General features: G+C 68.3%; 25 protein-coding genes. 9 read left to right on the top strand and 16 right to left on the bottom strand.

The annotated features are described in order from the left end of the window. Positions 1 to 130: 130 nt before the first annotated feature. Both aspS and UYS_RS0207460 read right to left on the bottom strand, forming a co-directional pair. Entirely contained in the window at positions 131 to 1,912 is a 1,782-nt protein-coding gene (aspS, locus tag UYS_RS0207465; protein WP_016854885.1) for an aspartate--tRNA ligase, read from the bottom strand. 51 nt (positions 1,913 to 1,963) lie between these two features. Then, entirely contained in the window at positions 1,964 to 2,197 is a 234-nt protein-coding gene (locus UYS_RS0207460) for an FmdB family zinc ribbon protein (RefSeq protein WP_016854884.1), read from the bottom strand. A 192-nt stretch (positions 2,198 to 2,389) separates the two neighbouring features. On the opposite strand from UYS_RS0207460, the gene UYS_RS0207455 reads away from it, so the two are divergent. The 3 genes from UYS_RS0207455 to UYS_RS0207445 all read left to right on the top strand — a co-directional run bounded on the left by UYS_RS0207455 (position 2,390) and on the right by UYS_RS0207445 (position 5,356). Next, a complete protein-coding gene (locus UYS_RS0207455; RefSeq protein WP_016854883.1) occupies positions 2,390 to 3,322 on the top strand; it encodes a D-2-hydroxyacid dehydrogenase in 933 nt (310 codons plus the stop codon). 157 nt (positions 3,323 to 3,479) lie between these two features. After that, entirely contained in the window at positions 3,480 to 4,394 is a 915-nt protein-coding gene (locus UYS_RS0207450; protein WP_016854882.1) for a ribokinase, read from the top strand. 20 nt (positions 4,395 to 4,414) lie between these two features. Next, positions 4,415 to 5,356 (top strand): nucleoside hydrolase, encoded by a 942-nt coding sequence (locus UYS_RS0207445; RefSeq protein ID WP_016854881.1) that lies wholly within the window; start codon positions 4,415 to 4,417, stop codon positions 5,354 to 5,356. Between the two features lie 50 nt (positions 5,357 to 5,406). On the opposite strand, the gene UYS_RS0207440 is transcribed toward UYS_RS0207445, so the two are convergent. Next, entirely contained in the window at positions 5,407 to 5,688 is a 282-nt protein-coding gene (locus UYS_RS0207440) for an acylphosphatase (protein ID WP_016854880.1), read from the bottom strand. Positions 5,689 to 5,818: 130 nt separating this feature from the next. Between UYS_RS0207440 and UYS_RS0207435 the strand changes: the two genes are divergently transcribed. Continuing rightward, on the top strand, positions 5,819 to 6,874 hold the full coding sequence (locus tag UYS_RS0207435) for a Glu/Leu/Phe/Val family dehydrogenase (RefSeq protein ID WP_016854879.1): 1,056 nt from the start codon (positions 5,819 to 5,821) through the stop codon (positions 6,872 to 6,874). Positions 6,875 to 6,877: 3 nt separating this feature from the next. On the opposite strand, the gene UYS_RS17095 is transcribed toward UYS_RS0207435, so the two are convergent. Next, entirely contained in the window at positions 6,878 to 7,987 is a 1,110-nt protein-coding gene (locus UYS_RS17095; protein ID WP_016854878.1) for a YihY/virulence factor BrkB family protein, read from the bottom strand. Positions 7,988 to 8,115: 128 nt separating this feature from the next. On the opposite strand from UYS_RS17095, the gene UYS_RS0207425 reads away from it, so the two are divergent. Then, positions 8,116 to 9,210: a bifunctional nicotinamide-nucleotide adenylyltransferase/Nudix hydroxylase gene (locus UYS_RS0207425; RefSeq protein ID WP_016854877.1), complete on the top strand. Its 1,095-nt coding sequence runs from the start codon at positions 8,116 to 8,118 to the stop codon at positions 9,208 to 9,210. Positions 9,211 to 9,314: 104 nt separating this feature from the next. On the opposite strand, the gene UYS_RS0207420 is transcribed toward UYS_RS0207425, so the two are convergent. The 7 genes from UYS_RS0207420 to UYS_RS0207390 all read right to left on the bottom strand — a co-directional run bounded on the left by UYS_RS0207420 (position 9,315) and on the right by UYS_RS0207390 (position 17,105). Continuing rightward, entirely contained in the window at positions 9,315 to 10,232 is a 918-nt protein-coding gene (locus tag UYS_RS0207420) for a LysR substrate-binding domain-containing protein (RefSeq protein ID WP_016854876.1), read from the bottom strand. Positions 10,233 to 10,315: 83 nt separating this feature from the next. After that, positions 10,316 to 11,734 (bottom strand): cardiolipin synthase, encoded by a 1,419-nt coding sequence (cls, locus tag UYS_RS0207415; RefSeq protein WP_016854875.1) that lies wholly within the window; start codon positions 11,732 to 11,734, stop codon positions 10,316 to 10,318. A 108-nt stretch (positions 11,735 to 11,842) separates the two neighbouring features. Next, entirely contained in the window at positions 11,843 to 13,348 is a 1,506-nt protein-coding gene (locus UYS_RS0207410) for a fumarate hydratase (RefSeq protein ID WP_016854874.1), read from the bottom strand. 218 nt (positions 13,349 to 13,566) lie between these two features. After that, positions 13,567 to 14,388 (bottom strand): endonuclease VIII, encoded by an 822-nt coding sequence (gene nei / locus UYS_RS0207405; protein WP_016854873.1) that lies wholly within the window; start codon positions 14,386 to 14,388, stop codon positions 13,567 to 13,569. A gap of 42 nt (positions 14,389 to 14,430) precedes the next feature. Next, entirely contained in the window at positions 14,431 to 16,452 is a 2,022-nt protein-coding gene (gene uvrB, locus UYS_RS0207400; RefSeq protein WP_016854872.1) for an excinuclease ABC subunit UvrB, read from the bottom strand. A 45-nt stretch (positions 16,453 to 16,497) separates the two neighbouring features. Next, positions 16,498 to 16,908, bottom strand: a complete 411-nt coding sequence (locus UYS_RS0207395; RefSeq protein ID WP_016854871.1) for an OsmC family protein — start codon at positions 16,906 to 16,908, stop codon at positions 16,498 to 16,500. After that, on the bottom strand, positions 16,908 to 17,105 hold the full coding sequence (locus UYS_RS0207390; RefSeq protein WP_016854870.1) for a hypothetical protein: 198 nt from the start codon (positions 17,103 to 17,105) through the stop codon (positions 16,908 to 16,910). The genes UYS_RS0207395 and UYS_RS0207390 overlap by 1 nt, the downstream gene beginning before the upstream one ends. A gap of 141 nt (positions 17,106 to 17,246) precedes the next feature. On the opposite strand from UYS_RS0207390, the gene ygfZ reads away from it, so the two are divergent. Beyond that, positions 17,247 to 18,284, top strand: a complete 1,038-nt coding sequence (gene ygfZ / locus UYS_RS0207385) for a CAF17-like 4Fe-4S cluster assembly/insertion protein YgfZ (protein WP_016854869.1) — start codon at positions 17,247 to 17,249, stop codon at positions 18,282 to 18,284. Positions 18,285 to 18,293: 9 nt separating this feature from the next. Here ygfZ and UYS_RS0207380 read toward each other — a convergent pair whose 3' ends face one another. Both UYS_RS0207380 and prfC read right to left on the bottom strand, forming a co-directional pair. Beyond that, positions 18,294 to 19,064, bottom strand: coding sequence for a TatD family hydrolase (locus tag UYS_RS0207380; RefSeq protein ID WP_016854868.1), 771 nt, complete (start codon positions 19,062 to 19,064; stop codon positions 18,294 to 18,296). A 144-nt stretch (positions 19,065 to 19,208) separates the two neighbouring features. Continuing rightward, on the bottom strand, positions 19,209 to 20,798 hold the full coding sequence (prfC, locus tag UYS_RS0207375) for a peptide chain release factor 3 (protein ID WP_016854867.1): 1,590 nt from the start codon (positions 20,796 to 20,798) through the stop codon (positions 19,209 to 19,211). A 330-nt stretch (positions 20,799 to 21,128) separates the two neighbouring features. On the opposite strand from prfC, the gene UYS_RS18975 reads away from it, so the two are divergent. Continuing rightward, positions 21,129 to 21,254 carry a hypothetical protein gene (locus UYS_RS18975; protein ID WP_016854866.1) on the top strand — a complete coding sequence of 42 codons (126 nt, stop codon included), beginning with the start codon at positions 21,129 to 21,131 and terminating at the stop codon, positions 21,252 to 21,254. A gap of 9 nt (positions 21,255 to 21,263) precedes the next feature. On the opposite strand, the gene UYS_RS0207365 is transcribed toward UYS_RS18975, so the two are convergent. From UYS_RS0207365 to UYS_RS0207355, 3 genes are all read right to left on the bottom strand, one after another. Beyond that, on the bottom strand, positions 21,264 to 21,569 hold the full coding sequence (locus tag UYS_RS0207365) for a hypothetical protein (protein ID WP_016854865.1): 306 nt from the start codon (positions 21,567 to 21,569) through the stop codon (positions 21,264 to 21,266). A 157-nt stretch (positions 21,570 to 21,726) separates the two neighbouring features. After that, positions 21,727 to 22,584: a 3'(2'),5'-bisphosphate nucleotidase CysQ gene (gene cysQ, locus UYS_RS0207360; protein WP_016854864.1), complete on the bottom strand. Its 858-nt coding sequence runs from the start codon at positions 22,582 to 22,584 to the stop codon at positions 21,727 to 21,729. After that, positions 22,578 to 23,243 carry an SDR family oxidoreductase gene (locus tag UYS_RS0207355; RefSeq protein ID WP_016854863.1) on the bottom strand — a complete coding sequence of 222 codons (666 nt, stop codon included), beginning with the start codon at positions 23,241 to 23,243 and terminating at the stop codon, positions 22,578 to 22,580. The genes cysQ and UYS_RS0207355 overlap by 7 nt, the downstream gene beginning before the upstream one ends. A 144-nt stretch (positions 23,244 to 23,387) precedes the next feature. Here UYS_RS0207355 and UYS_RS0207350 point away from each other — a divergent pair, with 144 nt between their 5' ends. Next, positions 23,388 to 24,734 carry a type II toxin-antitoxin system HipA family toxin gene (locus UYS_RS0207350; RefSeq protein ID WP_026068409.1) on the top strand — a complete coding sequence of 449 codons (1,347 nt, stop codon included), beginning with the start codon at positions 23,388 to 23,390 and terminating at the stop codon, positions 24,732 to 24,734. Next, positions 24,731 to 25,042: a helix-turn-helix transcriptional regulator gene (locus UYS_RS0207345; protein ID WP_016854861.1), complete on the top strand. Its 312-nt coding sequence runs from the start codon at positions 24,731 to 24,733 to the stop codon at positions 25,040 to 25,042. Before UYS_RS0207350 ends, UYS_RS0207345 begins: the two co-directional genes overlap by 4 nt. The last annotated feature ends 8 nt before the right edge of the window (positions 25,043 to 25,050 follow it).

Raw genomic sequence — 25,050 nt, 5'->3', positions numbered from 1 at the left:
GACATCCTTGTCAAAAGAACCTCGCTTCGGCTGGTCCTCGGTGCTCAGGTCGAGTGCTGAAGCTTTATTACCCCCAGAAACGACACCGGCGCCACAAGGGGCGCCGGTGCGATCACGGGAGACTCGCCGATTATTCGGCGGCGCCCTCCGCCTTGGCCTTCTGGCGCAGACGAATGTTGAGCTCCTTGAGCTGCTCGCCGCTGACCTCGCCCGGGGCGTCGGTCATCAGGCAGGCCGCGCTCTGGGTCTTCGGGAAGGCGATCACCTCACGGATGGTGCGGGCGCCGCTCATCAGCATCACCAGGCGGTCGAGGCCGAAGGCCAGGCCACCGTGGGGCGGCGCGCCGTACTGCAGGGCGTCGAGCAGGAAACCGAACTTCTCGCGGGCCTCTTCCTCGCCGATGCCGAGCAGTTCGAGCACGCTCTGCTGCATGGCCTGATCGTGGATACGGATCGAGCCGCCACCCAGCTCGGTGCCGTTGAGCACCATGTCGTAGGCGCGGGACAGCGCCTCGGCCGGGTTGTTCTTGAGCGTTTCCACGTCGCAGGACGGTGCGGTGAACGGGTGGTGCAGCGCCTGCAGGCGGGCGTTGCCGTCGGCCTCGAACATCGGGAAGTCGACCACCCACAGCGGCGACCACTCGGCGGTGTAGAGCTCGAGGTCCTCACCCAGCTTGACGCGCAGCGCGCCCAGCGCCTCGTTGACGATGTTGGTCTTGTCCGCGCCGAAGAAGATGATGTCGCCGTCCTCGGCGCCGACGCGGTCCAGCAGCTGCTCGACCACGCCTTCCATGAACTTGACGATCGGCGACTGCAGGCCCTCGAGGCCCTTCGCGCGCTCGTTGACCTTGATCCAGGCCAGGCCGCGGGCGCCGTAGATGCCGACGAACTTGGTGTACTCGTCGATTTCCTTGCGCGTCAGGGTCGCGCCGCCCTTGACCTTGAGCGCGGCCACGCGGCCGTCATCGGCGTTGGCCGGGCCGGAGAAGACCTTGAAGTCCACGTCCTTCATCAGGTCGTCGACGTCGGTCAGCTCGAGCGGGATACGCAGGTCCGGCTTGTCGGAACCGAAGCGCTGCATGGCCTCGGCGTAGGGCATGCGCGGGAACTCCGGCAGCTCGACGTCCAGCACGTCCTTGAACAGGTTGCGCACCATGTTCTCGGTGATCGACATGATGTCTTCCTCCTCGACGAAGGAAGCCTCAAGATCGATCTGGGTGAACTCGGGCTGGCGGTCGGCGCGCAGGTCCTCGTCACGGAAGCACTTGGCGATCTGGTAGTAGCGATCGAAGCCGGACACCATCAGCAGCTGCTTGAACAGCTGCGGCGACTGCGGCAGCGCGAAGAAGCTGCCCGGATGGGTGCGGCTCGGCACCAGATAGTCGCGGGCGCCTTCCGGCGTGGCGCGGGTCAGGATCGGCGTCTCGATGTCGAGGAAGCCCTGCCCCTCGAGGTAGGCGCGCACGCTGTGGGAGATGCGCGAACGCAGGCGCAGCTTGTCGATCATCTCCGGACGACGCAGGTCGATGTAGCGATACTTGAGGCGCACCTCCTCGCCGACCTTGCCGTGCTCGTCGAGCTGGAACGGCGGCGTGGCGGCGGTGTTGAGCACCTCCACGTCCTTGGCCAGCACCTCGATCAGGCCGGTGGGCATGTTCGGGTTCTGGGTGCCCTCGGGGCGCAGACGCACGCGGCCGCTGATGCGCAGCACGTATTCGCTGCGGGCGCGGTCGGCATTGGCGAAGGCCTCGGCGGTGTCGGGGTCGACCACGACCTGGGCGATACCGTCCCGGTCGCGCATGTCGAGGAAGATGACCCCGCCATGGTCACGGCGGCGATGAACCCAGCCGCACAGGGTGACCGTCTGATCCACCATGGTCTCGTTCAGCTGGCCGCTATAATGGCTGCGCATGTCGTATCCTGTTCTGTTGCGTGAAATGGTGTGGGGAGGCGACGACCGCGGTCAGGCCGCCGACCCGGACGTCTCGCCGCCGCCGGCCAGGTTCTTCTTGCTGCCGGACTTGAAGTCGGTCTCGTACCAGCCGCTGCCCGCCAGGCGGAAACCCGCCGCGGAGACCAGGCGGTCGAGCTCGGCCTGTTCGCAGGCCGGGCAGTCGGTCAGCGGCGCGGCGCTGATCTTCTGCAGCTTCTCCAGGCGGTGGCCACAGGCCTTGCACTCGTATTCGTAGATGGGCATGGTTCGATATCTCCCGGTAACGACGTCCCAGAGGGCGATGCGGACCGAGCGGGCCCGCGACACGTTCTGCGATATAGGGTCGGGCGGCGAAGATTCCAACACTGGCCTGCCCTGAAAGCCCGACATTATAGCCTGCCGTCAGGCCCCAGGCCCAGCCCCGCGGTGACGTCTCTAACGACAAGGAAGACCGCCATGCATGCCGTGATTCTCGACGCCGCCAGCCTCGGCGACGATATCAACCTGACGCCGATCCGCGAGCGGGTGTCCCGCCTCGACGTCCATGCCTTCACCGAGTGCGACGAGGCCGTCGCCCGGCTCGCCGGCGCCCAGGTGGCCATCGTCAACAAGGTGGTGCTCGACGCCGACGCCCTGGCCGCCCTGCCCGACCTCAGGCTGATCTGCGTGCTGGCCACCGGCACCAACAACATCGCCATGGACGAAGCCGAGCGCCGCGGCATCGTGGTGCGCAACGTCTCCGCCTACGGCACGGCCAGCGTGGCGCAGCACACGATGATGCAGCTGCTGGCCCTGGCCGGCCGTCTGCGCCGTTACCAGCGCGACGTGGCCGAGGGCCGTTGGGGAGACAGCCCCTTCTTCTGCCTGATGGATCACACCACCCTGCAGCTCGAGGGCAAGCGTCTGGTCATCGTCGGCCAGGGCGAGCTCGGCACCCGGGTCGGCGAGCTCGCCGGCGCCTTCGGCATGGAGGTCATCTTCGCCGCGCGCCCCGGGGCCGAGCAGGATGCCCGCCCCACCCTCGCCGAGCTCGCTCCCACCGCCGATGCCATCAGCCTGCACTGCCCGCTCACCGAGGCCAGCCGGCACCTGGTCGACGCCGACTTGCTGGCGACGCTCAAGCCGTCGGCACTGCTGGTCAACTGTGCCCGTGGCGGGATGATCGACGAGATCGCGTCGCTCGAGGCCCTGCGCGAGGGCCGGCTCGGCGGGCTCGCCGTCGACGTGCTGCCCGAGGAGCCGCCGCGTGACGGCCATCCGCTGATCGATGCCCTGAGCGAGCCGCTCAACCTGATCGTGACGCCCCACAGCGCCTGGATCAGCCCCGAGGCCCGCCAGCGCATCGTCGCGCTTACCGCGGACAACCTCACGCGCCCCCTCCGCGACTGAAGACTCTCATACCGTCGGGCCTTGCCTGGCGGTTCAAGTAAGAAAGATAACGGTATAAATGTGGTGTTGGGTCTCGGTCCGGGCTTGCGAAGGTCGCTCTGGCCCCCGATACTCTCGCCGGTATCGTTTCCCCAAGCCCCTTCATCCGGATGACGGCATGCTGCACAACTTCGGGTCGATCAATCTCGACCATATCTATCGCGTTCCCCACCTGGTCACGCCCGGCGAAACCCTCACCAGCCACGGCTACCGCGTCGGGCTCGGCGGCAAGGGCGCCAACCAGTCGCTGGCCATGGCCCGTGCCGGGGGTCAGGTGCGCCACTGGGGCCGCCTGGGCCGGCAGGACGCCTGGGCACGCGACCTGCTCGAGGCCTCCGGGGTCGGCGTCGACAGCGTCGAACTGGTGGATGAGCCCAGCGGCCACGCCATCATCCAGGTCGACGATGCCGGCGAGAACGCCATCCTGCTGTTCCCCGGCGCCAACCATGGCTTCACCGAGGCGGCGCTGGATGCGCGACTGGCCGAGGCCAGGCCCGGCGACTGGCTGCTGGCCCAGAACGAATGTATCGCCCTGCCCTATCTGTTCGAGGCGGCGCGCGAGCGCGGGCTGCATATCGCCTTCAACCCGGCGCCGATGACCGCCGACGCCGCCGAGCTGCCGCTGGAGGCCTGCCGGCTGCTGTTCGTCAATCGCAGCGAGGCGGAGATGCTCACCGGCCTGCCCGCCGGCAGCGCCGCCTCTGCCCTGCTCGATGCCCTGGCCAGCCGCCTGCCGGCCACCGAGACCGTGCTGACCCTGGGCGGCGACGGCGCCTGGTATCAGGTCGGCGAGACGCGCCACTTCCAGCCGCCGATGCCGGTCACCCCGGTCGACACCACTGCCGCCGGCGACACCTTCATCGGCTACTATCTGGCGGCGCTGCAGGACGGCGAAGGGCCCGAGGCCTGCCTGGAACGGGCCGCCGCCGCCGCCGCCCTGGGCGTGCAGCGCTCCGGCGCGGCCGAGAGCATTCCCGAGGCCGCCGAGGTGGCCCGGTGGCAGCGCCAGACTCAGACCCCGAATACTCCCTGAACCCGACCGCCGAGGACGCCATGTCAGAACCGATCATCTTCGATACCGATCCGGGCGTCGACGACGCCCAGGCCATCGCCATCGCCCTGCGCCATCCCGACATCGAGCTGCTGGGCATGACCACCACCTTCGGCAACGTCGACGTGGAGACCGCCACCCACAACGCGCTGCTGCTGTCCGAGCTGGCCGGCCAGCGCATCCCGGTGGCCCAGGGCGCGGCGGTGCCGATGGTCAAGCCGCGCCACCCGGCACCGGCACACATCCACGGCGCCAACGGCCTCGGCGACATCGACCTGCCGGCGGTGACCGGTCAGGCCGACGCCCGCAACGCGGCGCAGTTCATCGTCGATACCGTCAACACCCGCCCCGGCGAGGTGTCGCTGGTGGCCGTGGGGCCGCTCGGCAACCTGGCCGCGGCGCTGCAGATCGACCCGAGCATCACCGAGCGGGTCAAGCGCGTGGTGGTGATGGGCGGCTCGATCAGGGAAGGCGGCAACGTCACCCCGGTGGCCGAGGCCAACATCTTCAACGACCCGCACGCCGCCCAGCGGGTGCTGACCGCCGGCTGGCCGCTGACCCTGGTCGGCCTCGACGTCACCCATCGCTGCGTGCTGGCGCCGCAGCACATGGAACGCATCGCCGCCGGCCAGGGCAAGCTGGGCGAGGTGCTGGCCGGCAGCTACGCCTTCTACCGCGAGTTCTACCAGGGCGCGCTGGGCATCGACGGCTGCTGCCCGCACGACAGCCTGGCCCTGGCCTGGCTGGTGCGTCCGGAGCTGTTCACCGTCGCCAGCGGCCATCTCAACGTGGCCACCGAGGGCCCGGCGGAGGGACAGACCCTGTTCGCGTCCGAGGGCCGCGAGTTCATCGCCCCGCGCTGGTCGCAGACGCCGCTGGCCGACGTCTGCCTGGGGGTCGACGGCGAAGCCGTGGTCGAGTGGATCACCGAGACCCTCGCCTGATTCGCGGGCATCGCGAAGCCGTACGACACCGCGTCTCGTTCGTGGCGCCGTCAGCCGGTGGTGAAGGCGCCCGGCGCCTCCCCCTCCGCCAGCGCGATCTCCTCGGACTCGACGCTGGTGACCTCGGCGTTCGGCGGCCCCTGCCACAGCCAGACCGTCACGGCCTCGACGTCCTCCCGCGCCCCGCACAGCAGCACCTCCACGCGGCCGTCGGCCAGATTGATGGCGTAGCCGGTCACCCCGGCCTGCCTCGCGCGCTCCTGGGTGGCGCGGCGATACCAGACGCCCTGGACGCGGCCGCTGACGCGCGCCTTGATGGCATGAATCTGCATACGACGCCTCCTGTGGTGAGCGGTTGGCGATGATGATGTCCTAATCTACAGGGTGACATCGGCGTTTGCGCGGCCACAAGCCTCGCGGCGCCGCCTCGCTGCCCCGGTTTCCTCATAAGGGAGACGCCTCATGCCGGTCTTCGATCATCCCGACTTCGACCATCATCTGCAGGTCATCCACGGCTGCGACACGGCCAGCGGCCTGCGCGCCATCATCGCCATCCACGACACCACCCGCGGCCCCGCGCTGGGCGGGCTGCGCATCTATCCCTACGCCAGCGAGGCCGACGCCCTCACCGACGTGCTGCGGCTGTCCCGCGGCATGACCTACAAGTCGGCGCTGGCCGATCTGCCGCTGGGCGGCGGCAAGGCGGTGATCATCGCCGACCCGCGGCGCGACAAGGCGCCCGAGTTATTGCAGGCCATGGGCCGACTGATCGACTCGCTGGGCGGGCGCTACATCACCGCCGAGGACGCCGGCTCCGACGAGGCGGACATGCACGTCATCGCAGAGGCCACCGAGCACGTCGGCGGGCTCGGCCGAGACGGGGCCTCCGGCGATCCCTCGCCCTGGACCGCCCTCGGCGTCTTCCATGCCATGCAGAGCGCCATCTACCACGGCCTCGGCCGGGCGGAATCCGAGGATCAGCTCGCCGGGTTGCGCATCGCCCTCCAGGGCGTCGGACACGTCGGCGGTCGCCTGGCCCGGCGGCTGCACGATGCCGGCGCCCGGCTGGTGCTGGCCGACGTCGATCGCGACGCCGTGGCCCGTCTGGCCAGGGAGCTCGACGCCGACACCGTGGCCCCCGAGGCCATCGTCGATGCCGAGGTGGACGTCTTCGCCCCCTGCGCCATGGGCGCGGCGCTGACGCCGGAAGTGGTGAGGCGCCTCAAGGCGCGGGTGGTGTGCGGTGCGGCCAACAATCAGCTGGCCAGCCCCGAGGTGGCAGACCAGCTGCTGGCCCGCGGCATTCTCTACACGCCCGACTACGTGGCCAATGCCGGCGGCGTGATCGAGATCGCCTGGCAGCGCCGCGACGACGCCCGCCCCGAGGCGGTGATGGCGCATATCGCCGGGATCGGCACGACCCTGGACGAGATCTTCGCCAGGGCCGCGCAGGAAGGCCGCAGCCCGGCCCCGGTCGCCGACGACATGGCCCGGGAGCGCTTCGAGACCGGCGGCTGAGGCTCAGCGAGCCGAAGGGGGACGGGGCTCCGAATCGCCGGTGGCGCCATCGGCGTCCTCCGAGCTCGCCTCGGCGCGGGATGATGCGCTGGCAGGTTCGCCAGCGGGCGTGTCATCGGCCGCCTCGTGGGGCGACGCGTCGTCCCGGTGGCGGCCGGGCCACCACCGCTGGCCGTTGGTCGCGGTCTCGTCCCGGGATTCGTCCTCGACCAGCTCGTGATGCACCAGCACGGCGGTATTGCGCGGGATCACCTTGCCGCCCCGCGCCAGCAGCAGGCTCTTGGTGAAGGCGGCGCCGAACAGCAGGATCAGCGAGCTGTAGTAGACCCACAGCAGCACGACCACCACCGAGCCCGCCGCGCCGTAGGTGGACGCGGTGGCGGTGTAGGCCAGGTAGGTGGCGATGGCGCTGCGACCCACGGCGAACAGCAGCGCGGTGACCACGGCCCCCACCAGCACGTCGCGCCAGCTCAGCAGCACGTCCGGCAGCACCCGGAAGATGGTCGCAAACAGGGCGCCGACCAGCGCCAGGGAGATCAGGAACTCGATGGCCGCCGTCAGTGCGCCGACGAACGGCATCAGGTCATTGGCCGCGTGCAGCAGCGACTTGACCGCCACGCCCAGCACCAGCGACACCAGCAGGATGAAGCCGATGGCCAGTACCACCGTCATCGACAGGGTGCGCTTCTTCAGCAGCAGCAGCACGCTGTTGGCCTTCGGGTGAGCGGTGACACCCCACAGGGTATTCAGCGAGTACTGCATCTGGCCGAACACGGTGGTCGCGCCGGCCAGCATGGCGCCGATCCCCATCAGCGTCGGCCACAGGCCGGAGGCCTCGATGCGCGACTGGGCCACGGCGCTCTGGATGGCCTCGGCCGCGCCGGTGCCCATGGTGCCCTCGAGCTGGGCGACGATCTGCCCCTGGGCGGCCTCCTCGCCCAGCACCAGGCCGATGACGGTCACCGCGATGATGATGGTCGGCGCCAGCGAGAACAGCGTGTAGAAGGCCAGCGAGCCGGCATAGCTGAAGGCGTTGCGCTCGACCCACAGCTTGACGGCATCGCGGGTCACGCCCCACCAGAAGAGTACGACCTGCTTGATACGGCTCCACATCACGATGTCTCCTTCACAGTCCCTTGCCGCTTCAGCATACCGGAGCCCCCCGGTCGTCACGAGCATTAGCATTGCACGGCTTCATGGGGCTCACCATAATGGGGCCCTTTTCCCGCCGGAGCCCCGCCATGTGTCCGCCGCCGGACGCCGAGACGTCCTCCCCCGACTTCGACTGCCTGGTCTTCATCGGCCGCTTCCAGCCCCCGCACCTGGGGCATCTGGCGGTGATCCACGAGGCGCTCAAGCGGGCCCGGCAGGTGATCGTGCTGGTCGGGTCGGCCTGGCAGGCGCGCTCGCTGCGCAATCCGTGGCGCTTCAACGAGCGCCGCCGGATGCTGCGAAGTGCCTTCGACGCCGACGACAACGCCCGGCTCGAGATCGTGCCGTTGCTCGATGCGCTCTACAACAACGACGTCTGGGTCCGCGACGTGCAGCGCAAGGTGCGCGACATCGCCGCGCCGAGCCATGCGCGCCTGCCGCGCATCGGCCTGATCGGCGCCAGCCGGGGCCAGTCCAGCTACTACCTGTCGCTCTTCCCCCAGTGGGAGTCGGTCAGCGTGCCGATGGTCGAGGGCATCTCCGCCAGCCAGATCCGCGAGCGACTGTTTCGCTCGTCGATCGCCGCGGCAGACTACGCCAGCGCCGGCGCCTCGCATGACCTGCCGCCGGGCGTGGTGGACAGCCTCAAGGGGTTCCTCGAGACCGAGGCCTTCGAGCAGCTGGTGGAGGAACAGGGGCTGCTGGAGCAGTACCGACAGGCCTGGGCCCAGGCGCCCTACCCGCCGGTGTTCGTCACCGCCTGCGCGGTGGTGGTCCAGTCGGGGCACGTGCTGCTGGTCAAGCGCACCGCGGCGCCCGGCAAGGGGCTCTATGCCCTGCCCGGCGGCTTCATCAGTCCTCAGGAGCGGCTGCTGGATGCCTGCCTGCGCGAGCTGCGCGAACGGGTGCGGCTCAAGGTGCCGGAGCCGGTGCTGAAGGGGTCACTGCGCGGGCAGCGGCTGTTCGACGAGCCGCATCGCAGCTGGCGGGGGCGCACCTTGGCGGAAGCCTTCTACTTCGCCCTGCGCCCGGAACAGCAGCTGCCGCAGCTCAAGCCGGTCAAGGGCGGCGACCACGCCCGCTGGGTGCCGCTGGCCGACCTCGAACCCGACGCGCTGTTCGAGGATCACTTCTTCATCATCCAGAACTTCCTGGGCCTGCCCGCCGACTTCGGCGGACCCTGACAGGCGCCGGCGAGTCCCCGTCACCCCAGCCATGATGCTGGAACGCTGAAAACGTCGAGATGTCCGTCACGAGCCGTCGAGCGCAGCAGGACATCCCGCCTTTTTCAGGCCTGGAGGAAATCCCGCGGCAGCTTCATCATCTGCCGCCACAGCTTCTCCACCCCCGGCTTGTGCACCAGCGAACAGCGATAGAGGCGGATCTCCAGCGGCACGTCATAGTTCTCGGGCCCCGCCCGCACCAGGCGCCCGCTGTTGAGCTCCTCGCGGATGCAGAAGTCGGGAATCCAGGCCATGCCCACGCCCTGCAGCACCATGCCCTTGAGGCCCTCGGCCATGGCCGTCTCGTAGACCACCCGCAGCCGCATGCGCAGCGGGTCGTTCTTGAGCAGCATGCGCACGCTGCGGCCGAGGAAGGCGCCCTGGGTGTAGGCGAGATACGGCACCTCCTGGCGCCCTTCCAGCGAGAAACGCGGCTTGCCCGCCTCGTCGGGCAGGCTCACCGGCACCATCTTGACCTGACCGATCGAGAACGACGGGAAGACCTCGGCATCGAGCTGCATGGTGGCGTAGGGATCGTAGTAGGCCAGCATCAGGTCGCAGTTGCCCTCCCGCAGCACGTGGATGGCGTCCCCCACGTTCATGGCGACCAGCCGCGTCGGCAGCTCGCCCACGCCCTTCTGCAGGCGCGAGATCCAGGGCGGAAAGAAGCTCAGCGCCAGGGAGTGAGCGGCGACGATGTCGAGCGCCTCGTTGGCCATCGACAGTCCACGCAGGTGACCGAGGCTCTCGTTGAGCTGCTCGACCATGTTGCGCGCGGTGACCAGGAACAGCTGCCCCTGGGGAGTGAGATCGACCGGCGTGGTGGAACGATCGACCAGGGTCACGCCGACGGCCTGCTCCAGGGAACGGATGCGGCGACTGAAGGCCGGCTGCGTGACGTGACGCTGGCGGGCCGAGGCGGAAAAGCTGCGGGTATTGGCCAGGGCAACGAAGTCCTCCAGCCACTTGGTCTCGAGATTCACCACGACTCCGAACGGAATGCATGAAGGCCGCTAATGTACCCCAGCCGGCCTGACGACCCAAGACGATTCGCCGCTTTCCGCGTTCACTGCACCGGCGCGAACAGGTAGGCGCCCCGGGAGACCAGCTTCTTCCATAGCGGGCGCGAGCGGATCTCCTCCAACGAGACCTCGCGACAGTTGGCGAAATCCCGCTCCAGCATGGTTTCCACTTCCGTGGCGAAGCCCTGATCCGGCACGAAGGCGGTGACCTCGAAGTTGAGCCGGAACGAGCGATTGTCGAGATTGACCGTGCCGACGCAGGCCGCGGCCTGGTCGATCAGGATCACCTTCTGGTGCAGGAAGCCCGGCTGGTAGCGGTAGACCCTGACCCCGGCGCGCAGCATGTCCGGCAGGAAGGAGAAGGCCGACAGGAACACCAGCAGGTGATCGGGCCGCTCGGGCATCATGATGCGCACGTCCACCCCACGCATGGCCGCCAGGCGCAGGGCGTCCTGTACGCTGTGATCGGGCACGAAGTAGGGACTGGTGATCCACAGTCGCTCGTGGGCCCGATGGATGGCGTGCTGCACCAGCAGGCTGGCGGTCTCCTGGGGGTCCGCCGGCCCCGAGGGCACGATGACCACGTTACGACACGCCTGATCGCTCTCGCGCGGCACCCAGTCCAGGCGGATCACCTCGCCGGTGGCCCAGTGCCAGTCTTCCCAGAAGGCCTCCTGCAGGCCGAGCACGCTGGGCCCGACCAGCTTGAGATGGGTATCGCGCCAATGGCCGTGACGGGCATGCTGGCCTAGGTACTCGACGCCGACGTTGTGCCCCCCGATCCAGCCCTGATAGCCGTCGACCACCACGATCTTGCGATGGTTGCGGAAGTTGAGCTGGAAGCGATGACGCAGCCCACGTGACGAATGGAAGGCGCTGACCTCGATACCGGCCTCCCTCAGCGCCTTGAGGTAGCGCTCCGGCAGCGCGTGGCTGCCGATCTCGTCGTACAGGAAACGCACCCAGACGCCCCGCTCCGCCGCCGCCCGCAGATGCTCGCTGAGCCGATGACCGAGGTCATCGTCGCGGACGATGAAGAACTGGATCAGGATGTAGTCCTCGGCGGCATCGATCCCGTCGAACAGGCTGTCGAAGGTGGCCGGACCATCGATCAGCAGCTCGGCGTCGTTGCCCCGGGTCATCGGCATCATCGCCAGCTTCTCCACGGCCCGCACGTCGGCCTCACGGGCGCCGGCCAGATAGGGCGCGACCCGCTCACGATAGCCTTCCAGCACGCGGCGCAGCACGGTATCGCGCTCGCCCCTCGCGGAGACGTAGCCGTAGAAGCGCGGGCGCCCGAACACCCAGTAGGCCGGCACCGCCAGATAGGGCACCGTGACCAGCGACAGGATCCAGGCGATCGCCCCCTGGGAGGTGCGCGCCGACATCAGCGCCTTCACCGCCGACAGCATGCCGAGCAGATGAAGGGCGAGGATCAGCAGGCCGAACAGCCATGACGTCATGAGCAGGCTCCCTTTCCGTGGGATGTGCGCGAGGGTCCCCAGCATACGCAAAACGACGACGGCCCCGCCAGATGGCGGGGCCGTCGATTCTCACGCTGGCGTCGGGGATCAGACGCGCTCGGCGATGATCTCCTTCCACTTGGCCGGACCGGTCTGGTGGACCGAGGTGCCCGCGCTGTCCACGGCCACGGTCACCGGCATGTCCTCCACCTCGAACTCGTAGATGGCTTCCATGCCCAGGTCCTCGAAGCCGACCACGCGGGCCTGCTTGATGGCCTGGGCCACCAGGTAGGCAGAACCGCCCACCGCCATCAGGTAGACGGCCTGGTTGTCGCGGATCGCCTCGATGGCCGCCTCGCCCCGCTCGGCCTTGCCGACCATGCCCTGCAGGCCGGTCTGTTCGAGCATGGTGCGAGTGAACTTGTCCATGCGGGTCGCGGTGGTGGGGCCGGCCGGACCGACCACCTCGTCGCCGACCGGATCGACGGGCCCGACGTAGTAGATGAAGCGGCCCTTGAGGTCCACCGGCAGGGTCTCGCCCCTGGCCAGCATGTCGACCATGCGCTTGTGGGCGGCATCGCGGCCGGTCAGCAGCTTGCCGTTGAGCAGCAGGGTGTCGCCGGGCTGCCAGCTCTGCACCTCTTCCGGGGTGATATCGTCGAGGTTGACGCGCTTGACGTTGTCGCCCGCCTCGCGGGTGATCTCCGGCCAGTCCTCGAGCTTCGGTGCCGGCAGCGCCGCCGGGCCGGTGCCATCCAGCGTGAAGTGGGCGTGACGGGTGGCCGCGCAGTTGGGGATGATCGCCACCGGCTTGTTGGCCGCGTGGGTCGGGTAGTCCTTGACCTTGATGTCGAGCACCGTGGTCAGGCCACCCAGGCCCTGGGCGCCGATGCCGGTCTGGTTGACCTTGTCGTAGAGCTCGAGGCGCAGCTCTTCGGCGCGATCGGATGCCCCCCGGGCCTGCAGGTCCTGGATGTCGATCGGGTCGAGCAGCGACTCCTTGGCCAGCTCCATGGCCTTCTCGGCGGTACCGCCGATGCCGATGCCGAGCATGCCGGGCGGGCACCAGCCGGCGCCCATCTTGGGCAGCTGCTCGAGCACCCAGTCGACCACGCTGTCGGAGGGGTTGAGCATGGCGAACTTGGACTTGGCCTCGCTGCCGCCGCCCTTGGCCGCCACGTGCACCTCGACGGTATCACCGGGCACCAGCTTGTGATGGATGATCGCCGGAGTGTTGTCCTTGGTGTTCTGACGCTTGCCGTCCGGGTCGGCCAGCACCGAGGCGCGCAGGATGTTGTCGGGCAGCTTGTAGGCCCGGCGCACGCCCTCGTTGACCATGTCGTCGAGGCTCATGTCGGTCTCGAAGCGCACGTTCATGCCGACGTGGACGAAGACGGTGACGATGCCGGTGTCCTGGCAGATCGGCCGATGGCCGGTGGCGCACATCCGCGAGTTGATCAGGATCTGGGCGATGGCGTCCTTGGCCGCGGGGTTCTCCTCGCGCTCATAGGCCGCCGCCATGGCGTCGATGAAGTCCTTGGGATGGTAGTAGGAGATGTACTGCAGGGCATCGGCGACGCTCTGGATGAGGTCATCCTGGCGGATCACGGTCATGGGCAAGACGCTCCATTGGTGGGTCGACACGCCCGCTTCTCAAGACAGATGCCGGACTCAACGCTGATCCGACAGATGCCTGCGGCCTGAAGCCGGTGGCGGGCTCGAACGGGGCAACATTATATCGCACTTGCCTTCCTACGGCAGCGCCACCGAGGTTAGCGAGGTAAGGAAAACAGAAGATAACGGTATATTTTTTCACCGAAAACCTCGAGGGCTCAGTCCGGCTGGCAGGACGGGCAGCGATAGAGCCGCCGCGAGGCCACGCTGAGCTTCTCGATCGGCCGCCCGCAGCGATGGCAAGGCAGGCCCTCACGCTCGAAGGCGGCGAAGCGCCAGCGCCTGCGGCTGCGCCCCTCGCGCCGGTCGGCGGCGGCCCAGTCGTCGCGGTTGGTCACCCCGCCGGTCTCGTAGGAGCGCCGCGTCAGGGCCAGCATCTGCCCGGCAAGCTCGCGACGCTCGTCGTCGCTCAGGTCGACCGGCCGGGCCCGATGGGAGAGCGCGGCGAAGAACAGGATCTCCGAGCGCAGGTAGTTGCCGAGCCCCGCGACCAGCGACTGGTCCAGCAGCAGGCCGCCCAGGCGGCGCCCGCGCCAGCGCGCGTCCATCAGCCGCTCGACGAGGGTGTCGACCGTGACCTCATGGGTCAGCAGATCGGGACCGAGCCGCGACAGGAAGGGATGCTCGTGCAGGCGCCCTGCTTCCCAGAGCGACACATCGGAGGCGCTGTAGAGGCTCGCCATGCGATCGCCGGCGGTCAGGCGCACGCGCAGCGAGCGTTGGGTATCGGGCTCGCGCTCGGCGTCGTGGAGCTTCCACACGCCATAGAGCTGGTTGTGGGAATAGAGCACCCGACCGTCGTCGAAGCGGGTCAACAGCGCCTTGCCCCAGCTGTCGACCGCCCTCACCTCGCGGCCGATCAGCGATCCTGACTGGCCCGCCAGCTCGGGAAACGCGAACCAGGCGTCGTCGAGACGACGCCCGGCGAGGTGGTCGTGCAGCGCATCCGCCGCACGACGAATCTCGGGGCCTTCCGGCATGCTTTCTCCTTGCTGATACCGTCCCTGCTCAACCGCCGGTGACTAGCCCACGGCCAGCTGGCGCTCCTTGAGCTCCAGCAGCCGGTCGCGCAGCCGCGCGGCCTCCTCGAACTCGAGGTTCTGGGCCGCCTCGGACATGGCGTCCTCCAGCCGGGTGATCTCCTTCGCCAGCTCGGCCGGCCCCAGGTCGTTCGGATCGTAGACCGTCGAGCCCTCGGCCACCTTGCGCTCGCTCTTGCGGCCCTTGCCCTTGCGCCCCGGGGCCTCGGCGGCCTCGAGGATGTCGGCCACCGAGCGATGCACCGTCTCCGGCACGATGCCGTGCTCCTCGTTGTGGGCGATCTGCTTGGCCCGGCGACGCTCGGTCTCGTCCATGGCACGGCGCATGGAATCGGTGATGCGGTCGGCGTAGAGCACCGCCTTGCCGTGGGCGTTGCGTGCCGCGCGGCCGATGGTCTGGATCAGCGAGCGCTCGTTGCGCAGGAATCCTTCCTTGTCGGCGTCGAGGATCGCCACCAGAGACACCTCGGGGATGTCGAGGCCCTCGCGCAGCAGGTTGATGCCGACCAGCACGTCGAACTTGCCGAGGCGCAGGTCGCGGATGATCTCGACCCGCTCCACGGTGTCGATGTCGGAGTGCAGGTAGCGCACCCGCACGTCGTGCTCATCGAGATACTCGGTGAGGTCCTCGGCCATGCGCTTGGTCAGGGTAGTGACCAGCACGCGCTCCTCCACCGCGGTGCGCTCGCGGATCTCGGACAGCAGGTCATCGACCTGGGTGGAGGCCGGACGCACCTCGAGCTCGGGGTCGAGCAGCCCGGTGGGCCGCACCACCTGCTCGACCACCTGACCGGCGTGCTCGGCCTCGTAGGGGCCGGGCGTGGCCGAGACGAAGACCGTCTGCGGGCTGATCCGCTCCCACTCCTCGAACTTCATCGGGCGGTTGTCCAGCGCCGAGGGCAGCCGGAAGCCATACTCGACCAGGGTCTCCTTGCGCGAGCGGTCGCCCTTGTACATGCCGCCCACCTGAGGAACGCTGACGTGGGACTCGTCGATGAACAGCAGCGCGTCGCTGGGCAGGTAGTCGAAGAAGGTCGGCGGCGCCTGGCCCGGCTCGCGGCCCGAGAGATAGCGCGAGTAGTTCTCGATGCCGTTGCAGTAGCCGAGCTCGAGCATCATCTCGATGTCATAGAGGGTGCGCTGCTCGAGGCGCTGGGCCTCCACCAGCTTGTCGTGCTGGCGCATGAAGGCCAGCCGCTCCGCGAGCTCCTCCTTGATGCGGTCGATGGCGCCCATGATGGTCTCGCGGGGCGTGACATAGTGCGACTTCGGGTAGATCGTCATGCGCGGGACCTTGCCGCGCACCTCGCCGGTCAGCGGGTCGAACAGGCTGATGCCGTCGATCTCGTCGTCGAACAGCTCCACCCGCACCGCCTCGTCCTCGGCGTCGGCCGGGAAGATGTCGATCACGTCGCCGCGCACCCGGTAGGTGCCGCGCTTGAAGTCCAGGTCGTTGCGGGTGTACTGCAGCTCCGCCAGGCGGCGCAGGAAGGCCCGCTGGTCGATCAGCTCGCCGCGATTGAAGTGCAGGCGCATCTTCAGGTACTGATCGGGATCGCCGAGGCCGTAGATGGCCGACACCGAGACCACGATCAGGGCGTCGCGACGCTCGAGCAGCGCCTTGGTCGCCGACAGCCGCATCTGCTCGATGTGGTCGTTGATCGAGGCGTCCTTCTCGATGAAGGTGTCCGAGGACGGCACGTAGGCCTCGGGCTGGTAGTAGTCGTAGTAGGAGACGAAGTATTCCACGGCGTTGTCGGGGAAGAACGACTTGAACTCGCCGTAGAGCTGGGCCGCCAGCGTCTTGTTGGGCGCCATGACGATGGTCGGACGCTGCAGGCGCTCGACCACGTTGGCCATGGTGTAGGTCTTGCCCGAACCGGTCACGCCGAGCAGCGTCTGGTGGGCAAGCCCCGCATCGAGCCCGTTGACCAGGCCCTGGATGGCCGTGGGCTGGTCGCCGGCGGGCCGGTACTTGGACTCGAGTCGGAATGCCTTGCTCATCGGGTCTCCTGGTCTGGTGACGACAGGTCACATGAATCTGGGGGCTCAGTCGCGCTGCCGGGTGGTGATCTCCACCGTGGCGGCGGTCATCAGGCGGTGGATCGGGCACTTGTCGCTGATTTCCTCGAGCCGCGCCCGCTGGGCGTCGTCGAGATCGCCGAGGAAGGCCATGACGACCTCCAGACGATAGACGCCGTGGCGCTCCTCGCGTTCATCGCGATTGACCGTCACCTCGACGCCCTCCAACGGCCATTCCTTGCGCCGCGCGTACATCTGGGCGGTGATCGCCTTGCAGGCGCCCAGCGAGAGGTCGAAGTAGTCGTGAGGATCGGGCGCGCTGCCCTCGCCGCCGAAGGCCTCGGGGACGTCAACGAACAGGTCCTCCGCGCCCTCGAGCTCGACCCGCTGACGGAGCACGCGATCGCGCTGGCTGGTGACACGGATCGGCGGCTTCATCACGACACCTCGATGCCGAGCCCCAGCTTCTTCACGGCCTGAATCAGCGCCTCGCGGCGCGCCCGGCCGTCGACCTCCGCCCCGTGGCGGCCGACCTCGACACTCTCGACGCCGTCGAGCATCATCAGGGCGGTGGTGATGCGATTGACCTGATCGGCGTTCTCGACGCCCTTGAAGGTAAGGCTCTGCTGGGCCATGGGCTGGCTCTCCGGTCGGCTGGATGGGAATGGCACGAGTCTAGCATGCCGCCTCGGGGCCCGGCAGCGGTTGCAATGCCGCCCCGACGCCCTCATCTCGGGGGACCAAAGGCCTAAGGAAAGAGACGAGGAAGACCCCACATGAATGATTGGCTCGACCGCCTCGGCGGCCGCCGGGAAGACGACACGCGCCTCGTCTTCGAGACGCCAGACCAGGCCCATCTCGCCATGGACGCCACCGTGATGACGCCGCTGGTCCACCTGGGCATCCTCGATGTCAGCGGCGCCGACGCCGAACGCTTCCTGCAGGGCCAGACCAGCGCCCAGGTGTCGCTGGCCGACGACACCTTCGCGCCGCTTACCAGCTTCTGCACGCCCAAGGGGCGGATGCTGGCCAATGCCCAGCTGTGGCGCGTGGCCGAAGGACACTATCGGCTGCTGATGCATCGCAGCCTGGTGGCCGGCCTGCACGACCATCTCAAGAAGTTCGCGCCCTTCTACAAGGCCGAGCTCAGGGTCCGCGACGACCTGGCGCTGATCGGGCTGATCGGCCGCGAGGCGCCGGCGGTGGCCGAGGCGCGCCTGGACGTGCGACCGCCCACGGCCTGGCATCAGGCCAACGGCGACGATCTTCAGCTGCTCGCCCATCCCGGGCCGCGCCCCCGCCTGCTGGCCAGCCTGCCCGCCGAGCGCGCCGAGGCCGTCTGGCAGTCGCTGGCCGATCAGGCCACTCCGGTCGACAACGCCATCTGGCGCCTGCACGACATCCAGGCCGGGCTGGCCTGGCTGAACGCCGACCAGGCCGACGCCCATCTGCCGCAGATGCTCAACTGGGAGGCGCTCGGCGGCATCAGCTTCAAGAAGGGCTGCTATACCGGCCAGGAAGTCGTGGCCCGCGCGCACTTCCGGGGCCAGGTGAAGAAGCGCCTGGTACGCGGTCAGCTCGAGGGCGAGCGACTGCCCGCCGAGGGCAGCGCCGTGGAGGATGCCAACGGCAAGAGCCTGGGCGAGGTGCTGTGCGCCGAGCTCGACGCCTACGGCCAGCCAGAAGTGCTGGCGGTGATGAGCACCCGGGAAGCCCCCGAACCGCTCAGCGTCGACGGCCAGCAGTTCAAGCGCTTGCAGCTGCCCTACCCGCTCGAGCGCCTGGACCCGGAGAGCCTGGCCACCAAGGCCTGAGCGAACGCCTCACGCACGCACCGGCAGGCCGAACAGCCGCCGGGCGGTGGCGGTGCTGTCCGCCGCCACCCGCTCGGCGGACTGCCCCCGCAGCTCGGCCACCCGGCGACACACCTCGCTCACCCTGGCCGGCTCGTTGCGCTCCCCTCGATGGCCGGCCGGCGGCATGTCCGGGCTGTCGGTCTCCAGCACGTAGCCATCGTCCGGCAGCGCCGCCACGCTGCGCTGCAGTCGCCTGGCTCGTTCATGGGTCAGCGCTCCGCCGAGCCCCACCGCGAAGCCGAGATCGAGAAACGCCTTGGCCTGCTGCGGCGAGCCGGCGAAGGCGTGGATCAACCCGCCGGTCTCGGGCGCCAGCTGACGCAGCCGCTTGGCCAGCCGATCGTTGGCCCGCACGCAATGGATCACCAGCGGCAGATTGCGCGCCTTGGCGAGGCGGACCTGGGCGTCGAACAGCGCCCACTGGGCGTCCAGGGTGTCGGTGAGGCGCGCATCGATGCCGCACTCGCCCAGCGCCACCGCCTCGGGATGCGCGTCCAGCGCCGCCGCCAGGGCATCGATATCGCCCTCGCGGTGATCCTCCATGAAGTAGGGATGCAGCCCCAGGCAGACGCTGACGTCGTCCCGTGCCCCCAGCGCCAGCACCCGCGGCCAATCGCGACGCCGGGTGCCCGGCACCACGAAGTGCTCGACGCCCGCCACATGGGCACGCGCCAGCACCGCCTCGCGGTCGGCGTCGAAATCGGGAAAGTCCAGATGGCAGTGGGCGTCGATGAGCATGGGCTCAAGCTACAAGCTGCAAGCTGCAAGCTGCAAGCTGCAAGTCAGCAGCATGAAACCGCCCGAAGCAAAAGCCCCCCCGAAGGCTCAACCTTCGGGGGGGGGCTTGTCGCTCGGCGCTTGTAGCTCCGGGCGCAGCCCGGGTCAGTGCTCGCGGGTCGGGCTGAAGCGAACGTCCGGCCAGCGCTCCTGGGTCATCTGCAGGTTGACCCGGGTCGGCGCGATGTAGGTCAGGTAGCCGCCGCCGTCGATGGCGAGGTTCTGGCTGGCCTTGCGCTTGAACTCCTCGAGCATCTTGGCGTCGTCGCAGTACACCCAGCGGGCGGTCTGGACGTTGATGCCCTCGTAGAGGCAGTCGACCTTGTACTCTTCCTTGAGGCGATGGGCGACCACATCGAACTGCAGCGTACCCACGGCGCCGAGGATCAGGTCGTTGTTGTCCATCGGCATGAACACCTGGGTGGCGCCCTCCTCGGACAGCTGCTGCAGGCCCTTCTGCAGCGCCTTCATCTTCAGCGGATCCTTGAGGCGCACGCGCTTGAACAGCTCCGGGGCGAAGTGCGGGATGCCGGTGAAGCGCATGTCCTCGCCCTGGGTGAAGGTGTCGCCGATCTGGATGGTGCCGTGGTTGTGCAGGCCGATGATGTCGCCGGGCCAGGCCTCCTCGACGTGGGCACGATCCGAGGCCATGAAGGTCAGGGCGTCGGCGATCTTGACGTCCTTGCCGATACGCGTGTGGCGCATCTTCATGTTCTTCTCGTACTTGCCCGAGCAGACCCGCAGGAAGGCGATGCGGTCGCGGTGGTTCGGGTCCATGTTGGCCTGGATCTTGAACACGAAGCCGGTGAACTTGCCGTCCTCGGACTCCACCGTGCGCAGGTTGGTCTCCCGCGACTGGGGCGCCGGCGCATATTCGACGAAGCCGTCCAGCATCTCGCGCACGCCGAAGTTGCCCATGGCGGTACCGAAGTACACCGGGGTCAGCTCGCCGCGACGATAGGCCTCGAGATCGAACTCGTGGGAGGCGCCACGCACCAGCTCCACCTCCATGCGCAGTTCCTCGGCGGCGTCCTCGCCCAGGATCTCGTCGACCTCGGGGCTGTCGAGGCCCTCGATGCGCTTGTCCTCGGGGATCCGGTTGCCCTGGCCCTGGGTGTAGAGATGGATCACGTCGTTGTAGAGGTGATAGACGCCCCTGAAGTGACGGCCCATGCCGATCGGCCAGGTCATGGGCGCGCACTGGATGTTGAGTACCTTCTCGACCTCGTCCATCACCTCGATGGGATCGCGGATGTCGCGGTCCATCTTGTTGATGAAGGTCAGAATCGGCGTGGTGCGCAGCCGGCAGACCTCCATCAGCTTGATGGTACGGTCCTCGACGCCCTTGGCGCCGTCGACCACCATCAGCGCCGAGTCCACCGCGGTCAGGGTGCGGTAGGTGTCCTCGGAGAAGTCCTCGTGGCCCGGGGTATCGAGCAGGTTGACGATACGCCCGCCGTAGGGGAACTGCATCACGGAGGTGGTCACCGAGATGCCGCGCTCCTGCTCCATCTTCATCCAGTCGGAGGTGGCATGGCGATCGTCGCGCTTGCTCTTCACCGAGCCCGCCATCTGGATGGCGTTTCCGAACAACAGCATCTTCTCGGTGATGGTGGTCTTACCGGCGTCCGGGTGCGAGATGATCGCGAAGGTGCGGCGCAGCGCGGCTTCTTGGGCGATAGGGTCGGTCGACATTGAGGCTCGTTGCTGATCTGTGCTCACCCGCGGACTCGGGCGTCCGAAGACCGCGGGCGATGATGGGTGTGAGAAATGCGAAGATTGTACCGCCAGGCCCGCCCGCTGTCTCGACAGCACGACGTCGGGCAGGCACTCGGCGGCAGGGCGATGGCTTACAAGGATGTCTGAGATCGCCGACAAGGCGCTGGCGCGCCGGCAGACTACTATCAGCGCTGACATCACCTAATAGAGAACAATCAAATGGACGATATCACGCTGATGCCTGAACCTCGCGGGGGATGGCTCATGATGTGTCCCTGCGGAGCCAGTGAGATTCGCCCATCGACGATGGACACCTGGCACGAATTCGGCGTTACCGCGGTCGAGGATCGCACCTACCTGCTGGTCTGCGGCCAGTGCCAGCAGCGCACCGTCTATCGACAGCCGGCGCCGGCCCAGGAGGACGACCGCTAGCCGGCCCCCCTACACCACTGCTCCGAGCGCATCGCCCAGCGCCTCGATGATGAACGCCTTCACCTGCGGATCGTCGGGCTCGGCCACTTCCACCGCCAGCAGGCGCATGGCCAGGATGTCGCTGCCGCGGCTGACATCATAGAGCGGATAACAGCGCGCGCCGGACTGCAGCATCAGAAAGAGCCCCTGCCGTGGGTCCCAGCCGACGCCGCGCAGCGGCTCACGGCGCGGGACGGCGAAGACCACCTCGGGCGCCGCGCAGCCACGCTGGTGCAGTCGATGAAGGGGACGCCGCTCGACCTCGACATGACACATGTGACCGCCTCCGCGCTGACCGCTGGGACCTAAACAATAGTCCAAAGGAGGGAGACCGAAGGCTCATGTGCGGATGAAAGTTTTGCGTCCACGGCGTTGTCGAACAGCGGTCGATCTCCGACTCGGCGCTCAGTGCGCCCTCCCTCGCCTTACTCCCTCAGACCTCCTCGTCCAGGCTCTCGGCCAGCGCCCGCTGCCAGCGGGAATCGCGCTCTCCGCAGGCGATGAAGGCCGGATTGAGCAGCGAGGCCTGACGATTGCAGCGCAGCGGCGTCAGGGTCCGGGCATCCAGCACCTCGCCCCCGGCGGCGGTCACCACCGCCTGCGCCGCGGCCGTGTCCCACTCGCTGGTCGGCCCGAAGCGCGGATAGAGATCGGCGACGCCCTCGGCCACCAGGCACAGCTTCAGCGAACTGCCCCGCGAGACGAGTTCGTGCCGCGGCAGGCGCTCCAGAAAGCCCGCCAAGACCGACAAGCCATGGGAGCGGCTGCCCATGACGTGCCAGGGCTCGCGGTCAGGATCCGGCAGCGCGCGCACGCCGATCGCCCGCGTCTCGCCGGCCTCGCGCCGCCAGGCGCCTTCCCCCAGCCGGCCGAACCAGCTCACGCCGAGCGTCGGCGCATGCACGATGCCGAAGGTCGGCACGCCGTCCTCGATCAGCGCCACGTTGAGCGTGAAGTCGCCGCTGCGCCGGATGAATTCCTTCGTGCCGTCCAGCGGATCGACCAGCCAGTAGCGCCGCCAGGTGCGGCGCGTGGCGTAGGACACGGCCTCCGACTCCTCGGAGAGCACCGGCAGCGTCGGCGTCACCTCGCCGAGCAGCTCGACCAGCGCATGATGCGCGCAGAGGTCGGCCTCGGTGACCGGGCTGTCGTCGGACTTGGTCGCCACGTCGAATGGCCGCCGATAGATCGCCATCACCGCCTCGCCCGCCGCCTCGACGCCCGCCAGCAGCCGCTCGCGCGCCTCGGGCGTGACGAAGGCTATCTCCTCGCAGGTACCGGGCCTCACCATGGCAGGCGCTCGCTGTTGCTGTGCCAGAAGCCGCCGCTGGTGTCCAGGGTCAGCGCCTCGATGCGCTCGGCGAGCCCGGCGGCGGCCTCCTCGGGGCCGATCAGCCCGCCGAAGTTGACCATCCGCGTCTGCACATAGCCCGGATGCAGCTGGGCCACGGCGATGCCGCGCGGCGCCAGGTCCACCGCCAGCGACTTGCCGAAGGCGTTCAGTGCCGCCTTGGAGGCGCGATACCCGTAGCGTCCGCCGGAATCATTGTCGGCGATCGAGCCCATGCGGCTGGTGATGTTGGCGATCTTCGCCCCCTTGCCCAGGCACGGCAGCAGCGCCTCGACCACCCGCAGCGGCGCATAGGCGTTGATCTCCATCTGGGCACGGATCGCATCGAAGTCGATCTCGCCCAGCACCTCGTCGTGCAGCATGCCGGCATTGTTGACCAGCAGCGCCAGCGACTGGCCCTCGAGCTCGGCCGCCAGGCGCGCGACGTCTTCCTCTCGCGTCACGTCGATGCCCTCGATGACGCGAGCCGCCACCTCGGCCAGCTCGAAGGACGCCTCCCGGCAGACGCCGATCACGGCCCAGCCCGCCTCGTGATAATGACGCGCCAGCGCCAGCCCGACGCCGCGATTGGCGCCGGTGATCAGAACGGTGGATGTCATGTCGCCTCCTTGGATATCCAAAACACCATTGTGCAGAAAATTGCTCAAAAATTGTCGCAAGGCGATTTTTTGAGAAGCATAGTTCTCAAAAAAAGCCTCCCTGCTCTATCCTGAGTAGCATATTGCTCAAAACAGATGCCTTCCATGCAGCTGACGATACAGATCCACCACCAGGCACGCTGGCAGGACGCCGCGCTTCTCGAGATTCCTGCGCCGGAACGGGGAACGCGTGGCCCCGCCAGGATGGGATACTTCCAGGACTATGCCCTGGCATGGATGTTCCACGACGACGAACATGCGTGCAGCCTGACCCTGCCCGTCGAACTGATGATGACCCACCGCGGCGATCGCTGGTTCGGCTTTCTCGAGGACATCATGCCGGCCGGTGCCAGCCGCCGCTACTGGATCGACCATCTGGGCCTGCAGGATCTCGACGCCGGCCAGCAGGACAGCGAACTGCTGCGTCTCGGCACCATCGCACCGGTGGGCAATCTGCGCATCCGCGAGGCACTGCCCGAACGCCCGCCCGGGGATGCACTGGCGTCCCTGCGCTTTCCGCTGGAAGACGTGCTGGAACGCCACACCGACTTCCTCGAATACGCCCAGCAGATGGGCGCCGCAAGCGGCGGCGCCACCGGGGCCGGTGGCGAGGCACCCAAGCTGCTGATACGTCGCACCCCGGAGCGTCAGGTGTGGATCGATACCTGGCAGGACGACACCACCACGCCCGACGCCCATTACCTGGTCAAGTTTCCCCGCGGGAGCCGCAGCGACGACGACTGCGACATCCTGCGCGCCGAATATCACTTCTATCGTGAGCTGAATGCCCTCGGCGTGGATACCGTGCCGCTCGAGGGCCTGGAGCTACACGAGGGCACGCGCTATCCCTCTCTCTGGCTGCCGCGCTTCGACGTCGAATGGCGCCAGGGCCAGCTCCATCGCCACGGCCTGGAATCGGTGTACGCGCTGCTCGGCGCCGCACCGGGCACCCACCTGCGCCATCCCGCGGTCATTCGCCGACTGGAGGCGCTGCTGAAGGGACAGCATCGGGTGCGCGAGGGCAACGAGCCCTTCGATACGGCCGCCTTCGTCGTCGACTGGGTCACGCGGGACCTGCTCAATCTGGCCTTCGGCAATTCGGACAACCACGGTCGCAATGCCGCCCTGCTCAAGCGCCCCGAAGGCATATGGCACGCGCCGGTCTATGACTTCGCCCCCATGAAGGCCGATCCCGAGGGCGTGACCCGGACGACACAGTGGGGCCCGGAATTCGAACGAGGCGGAGACGTCGACTGGCCGGCGGTCGCCGAGCACCTGGCGGATCTGGTCGAGCCGGAGCGCCTGATGGGTGAGCTGCGAGCCCTTGGCGAGCGCCTGACGGGCCTTCGCGATCGACTGGCGAATCGCGGCGTGCCGTCGCGCATCCTGGACATGCCGGCGGTGGGGCTGAACCATCTCGACGATCGCCTGACGCGCTGGGGGCTGACATGAAGCCACAGGCCCGCTCTCCCGAAGCGCGCCAGGCGGCGCTGCTCGAACAACTGCGGCTGCTGATGCGCGGCGAGACCACCGAAGGCCGCGTGCTGCGGACGCTGCGTCGCGAGGTCCTGGGCCTGACCCAGACGGCCTATGCCGAGCTGGTCGGCGTCAGCCGGCGCACCCTGTCGGACATCGAGCGGGATGCCGGCAACGCCTCCATGGCCAGCCTCGATCGGGTCTTCCGTCCGCTGGGGCTCAGGGTCGGCCTGATGCCGCGACAGCCCGAACTGCTGGCCGAACTGCTCGACGACGAGTCATGACCGAACCG

Origin of the sequence: Halomonas smyrnensis AAD6 (assembly GCF_000265245.1) — a bacterium.
Lineage (GTDB): Bacteria > Pseudomonadota > Gammaproteobacteria > Pseudomonadales > Halomonadaceae > Halomonas > Halomonas smyrnensis.
This window is presented reverse-complemented; position numbering and strand designations above follow the sequence as displayed.

Coding starts and splice junctions, on each gene's coding strand:
- aspS (WP_016854885.1), bottom strand. CDS start 1,912: ATGCGCAGCCATTATAGCGGCCAGCTGAACGAGACCATGGTGGATCAG.
- UYS_RS0207460 (WP_016854884.1), bottom strand. CDS start 2,197: ATGCCCATCTACGAATACGAGTGCAAGGCCTGTGGCCACCGCCTGGAG.
- UYS_RS0207455 (WP_016854883.1), top strand. CDS start 2,390: ATGCATGCCGTGATTCTCGACGCCGCCAGCCTCGGCGACGATATCAAC.
- UYS_RS0207450 (WP_016854882.1), top strand. CDS start 3,480: ATGCTGCACAACTTCGGGTCGATCAATCTCGACCATATCTATCGCGTT.
- UYS_RS0207445 (WP_016854881.1), top strand. CDS start 4,415: ATGTCAGAACCGATCATCTTCGATACCGATCCGGGCGTCGACGACGCC.
- UYS_RS0207440 (WP_016854880.1), bottom strand. CDS start 5,688: ATGCAGATTCATGCCATCAAGGCGCGCGTCAGCGGCCGCGTCCAGGGC.
- UYS_RS0207435 (WP_016854879.1), top strand. CDS start 5,819: ATGCCGGTCTTCGATCATCCCGACTTCGACCATCATCTGCAGGTCATC.
- UYS_RS17095 (WP_016854878.1), bottom strand. CDS start 7,987: ATGTGGAGCCGTATCAAGCAGGTCGTACTCTTCTGGTGGGGCGTGACC.
- UYS_RS0207425 (WP_016854877.1), top strand. CDS start 8,116: ATGTGTCCGCCGCCGGACGCCGAGACGTCCTCCCCCGACTTCGACTGC.
- cls (WP_016854875.1), bottom strand. CDS start 11,734: ATGACGTCATGGCTGTTCGGCCTGCTGATCCTCGCCCTTCATCTGCTC.
- UYS_RS0207410 (WP_016854874.1), bottom strand. CDS start 13,348: ATGACCGTGATCCGCCAGGATGACCTCATCCAGAGCGTCGCCGATGCC.
- nei (WP_016854873.1), bottom strand. CDS start 14,388: ATGCCGGAAGGCCCCGAGATTCGTCGTGCGGCGGATGCGCTGCACGAC.
- uvrB (WP_016854872.1), bottom strand. CDS start 16,452: ATGAGCAAGGCATTCCGACTCGAGTCCAAGTACCGGCCCGCCGGCGAC.
- UYS_RS0207395 (WP_016854871.1), bottom strand. CDS start 16,908: ATGAAGCCGCCGATCCGTGTCACCAGCCAGCGCGATCGCGTGCTCCGT.
- UYS_RS0207390 (WP_016854870.1), bottom strand. CDS start 17,105: ATGGCCCAGCAGAGCCTTACCTTCAAGGGCGTCGAGAACGCCGATCAG.
- ygfZ (WP_016854869.1), top strand. CDS start 17,247: ATGAATGATTGGCTCGACCGCCTCGGCGGCCGCCGGGAAGACGACACG.
- UYS_RS0207380 (WP_016854868.1), bottom strand. CDS start 19,064: ATGCTCATCGACGCCCACTGCCATCTGGACTTTCCCGATTTCGACGCC.
- prfC (WP_016854867.1), bottom strand. CDS start 20,798: ATGTCGACCGACCCTATCGCCCAAGAAGCCGCGCTGCGCCGCACCTTC.
- UYS_RS18975 (WP_016854866.1), top strand. CDS start 21,129: ATGGACACCTGGCACGAATTCGGCGTTACCGCGGTCGAGGATCGCACC.
- UYS_RS0207365 (WP_016854865.1), bottom strand. CDS start 21,569: ATGTGTCATGTCGAGGTCGAGCGGCGTCCCCTTCATCGACTGCACCAG.
- cysQ (WP_016854864.1), bottom strand. CDS start 22,584: ATGGTGAGGCCCGGTACCTGCGAGGAGATAGCCTTCGTCACGCCCGAG.
- UYS_RS0207355 (WP_016854863.1), bottom strand. CDS start 23,243: ATGACATCCACCGTTCTGATCACCGGCGCCAATCGCGGCGTCGGGCTG.
- UYS_RS0207350 (WP_026068409.1), top strand. CDS start 23,388: ATGCAGCTGACGATACAGATCCACCACCAGGCACGCTGGCAGGACGCC.
- UYS_RS0207345 (WP_016854861.1), top strand. CDS start 24,731: ATGAAGCCACAGGCCCGCTCTCCCGAAGCGCGCCAGGCGGCGCTGCTC.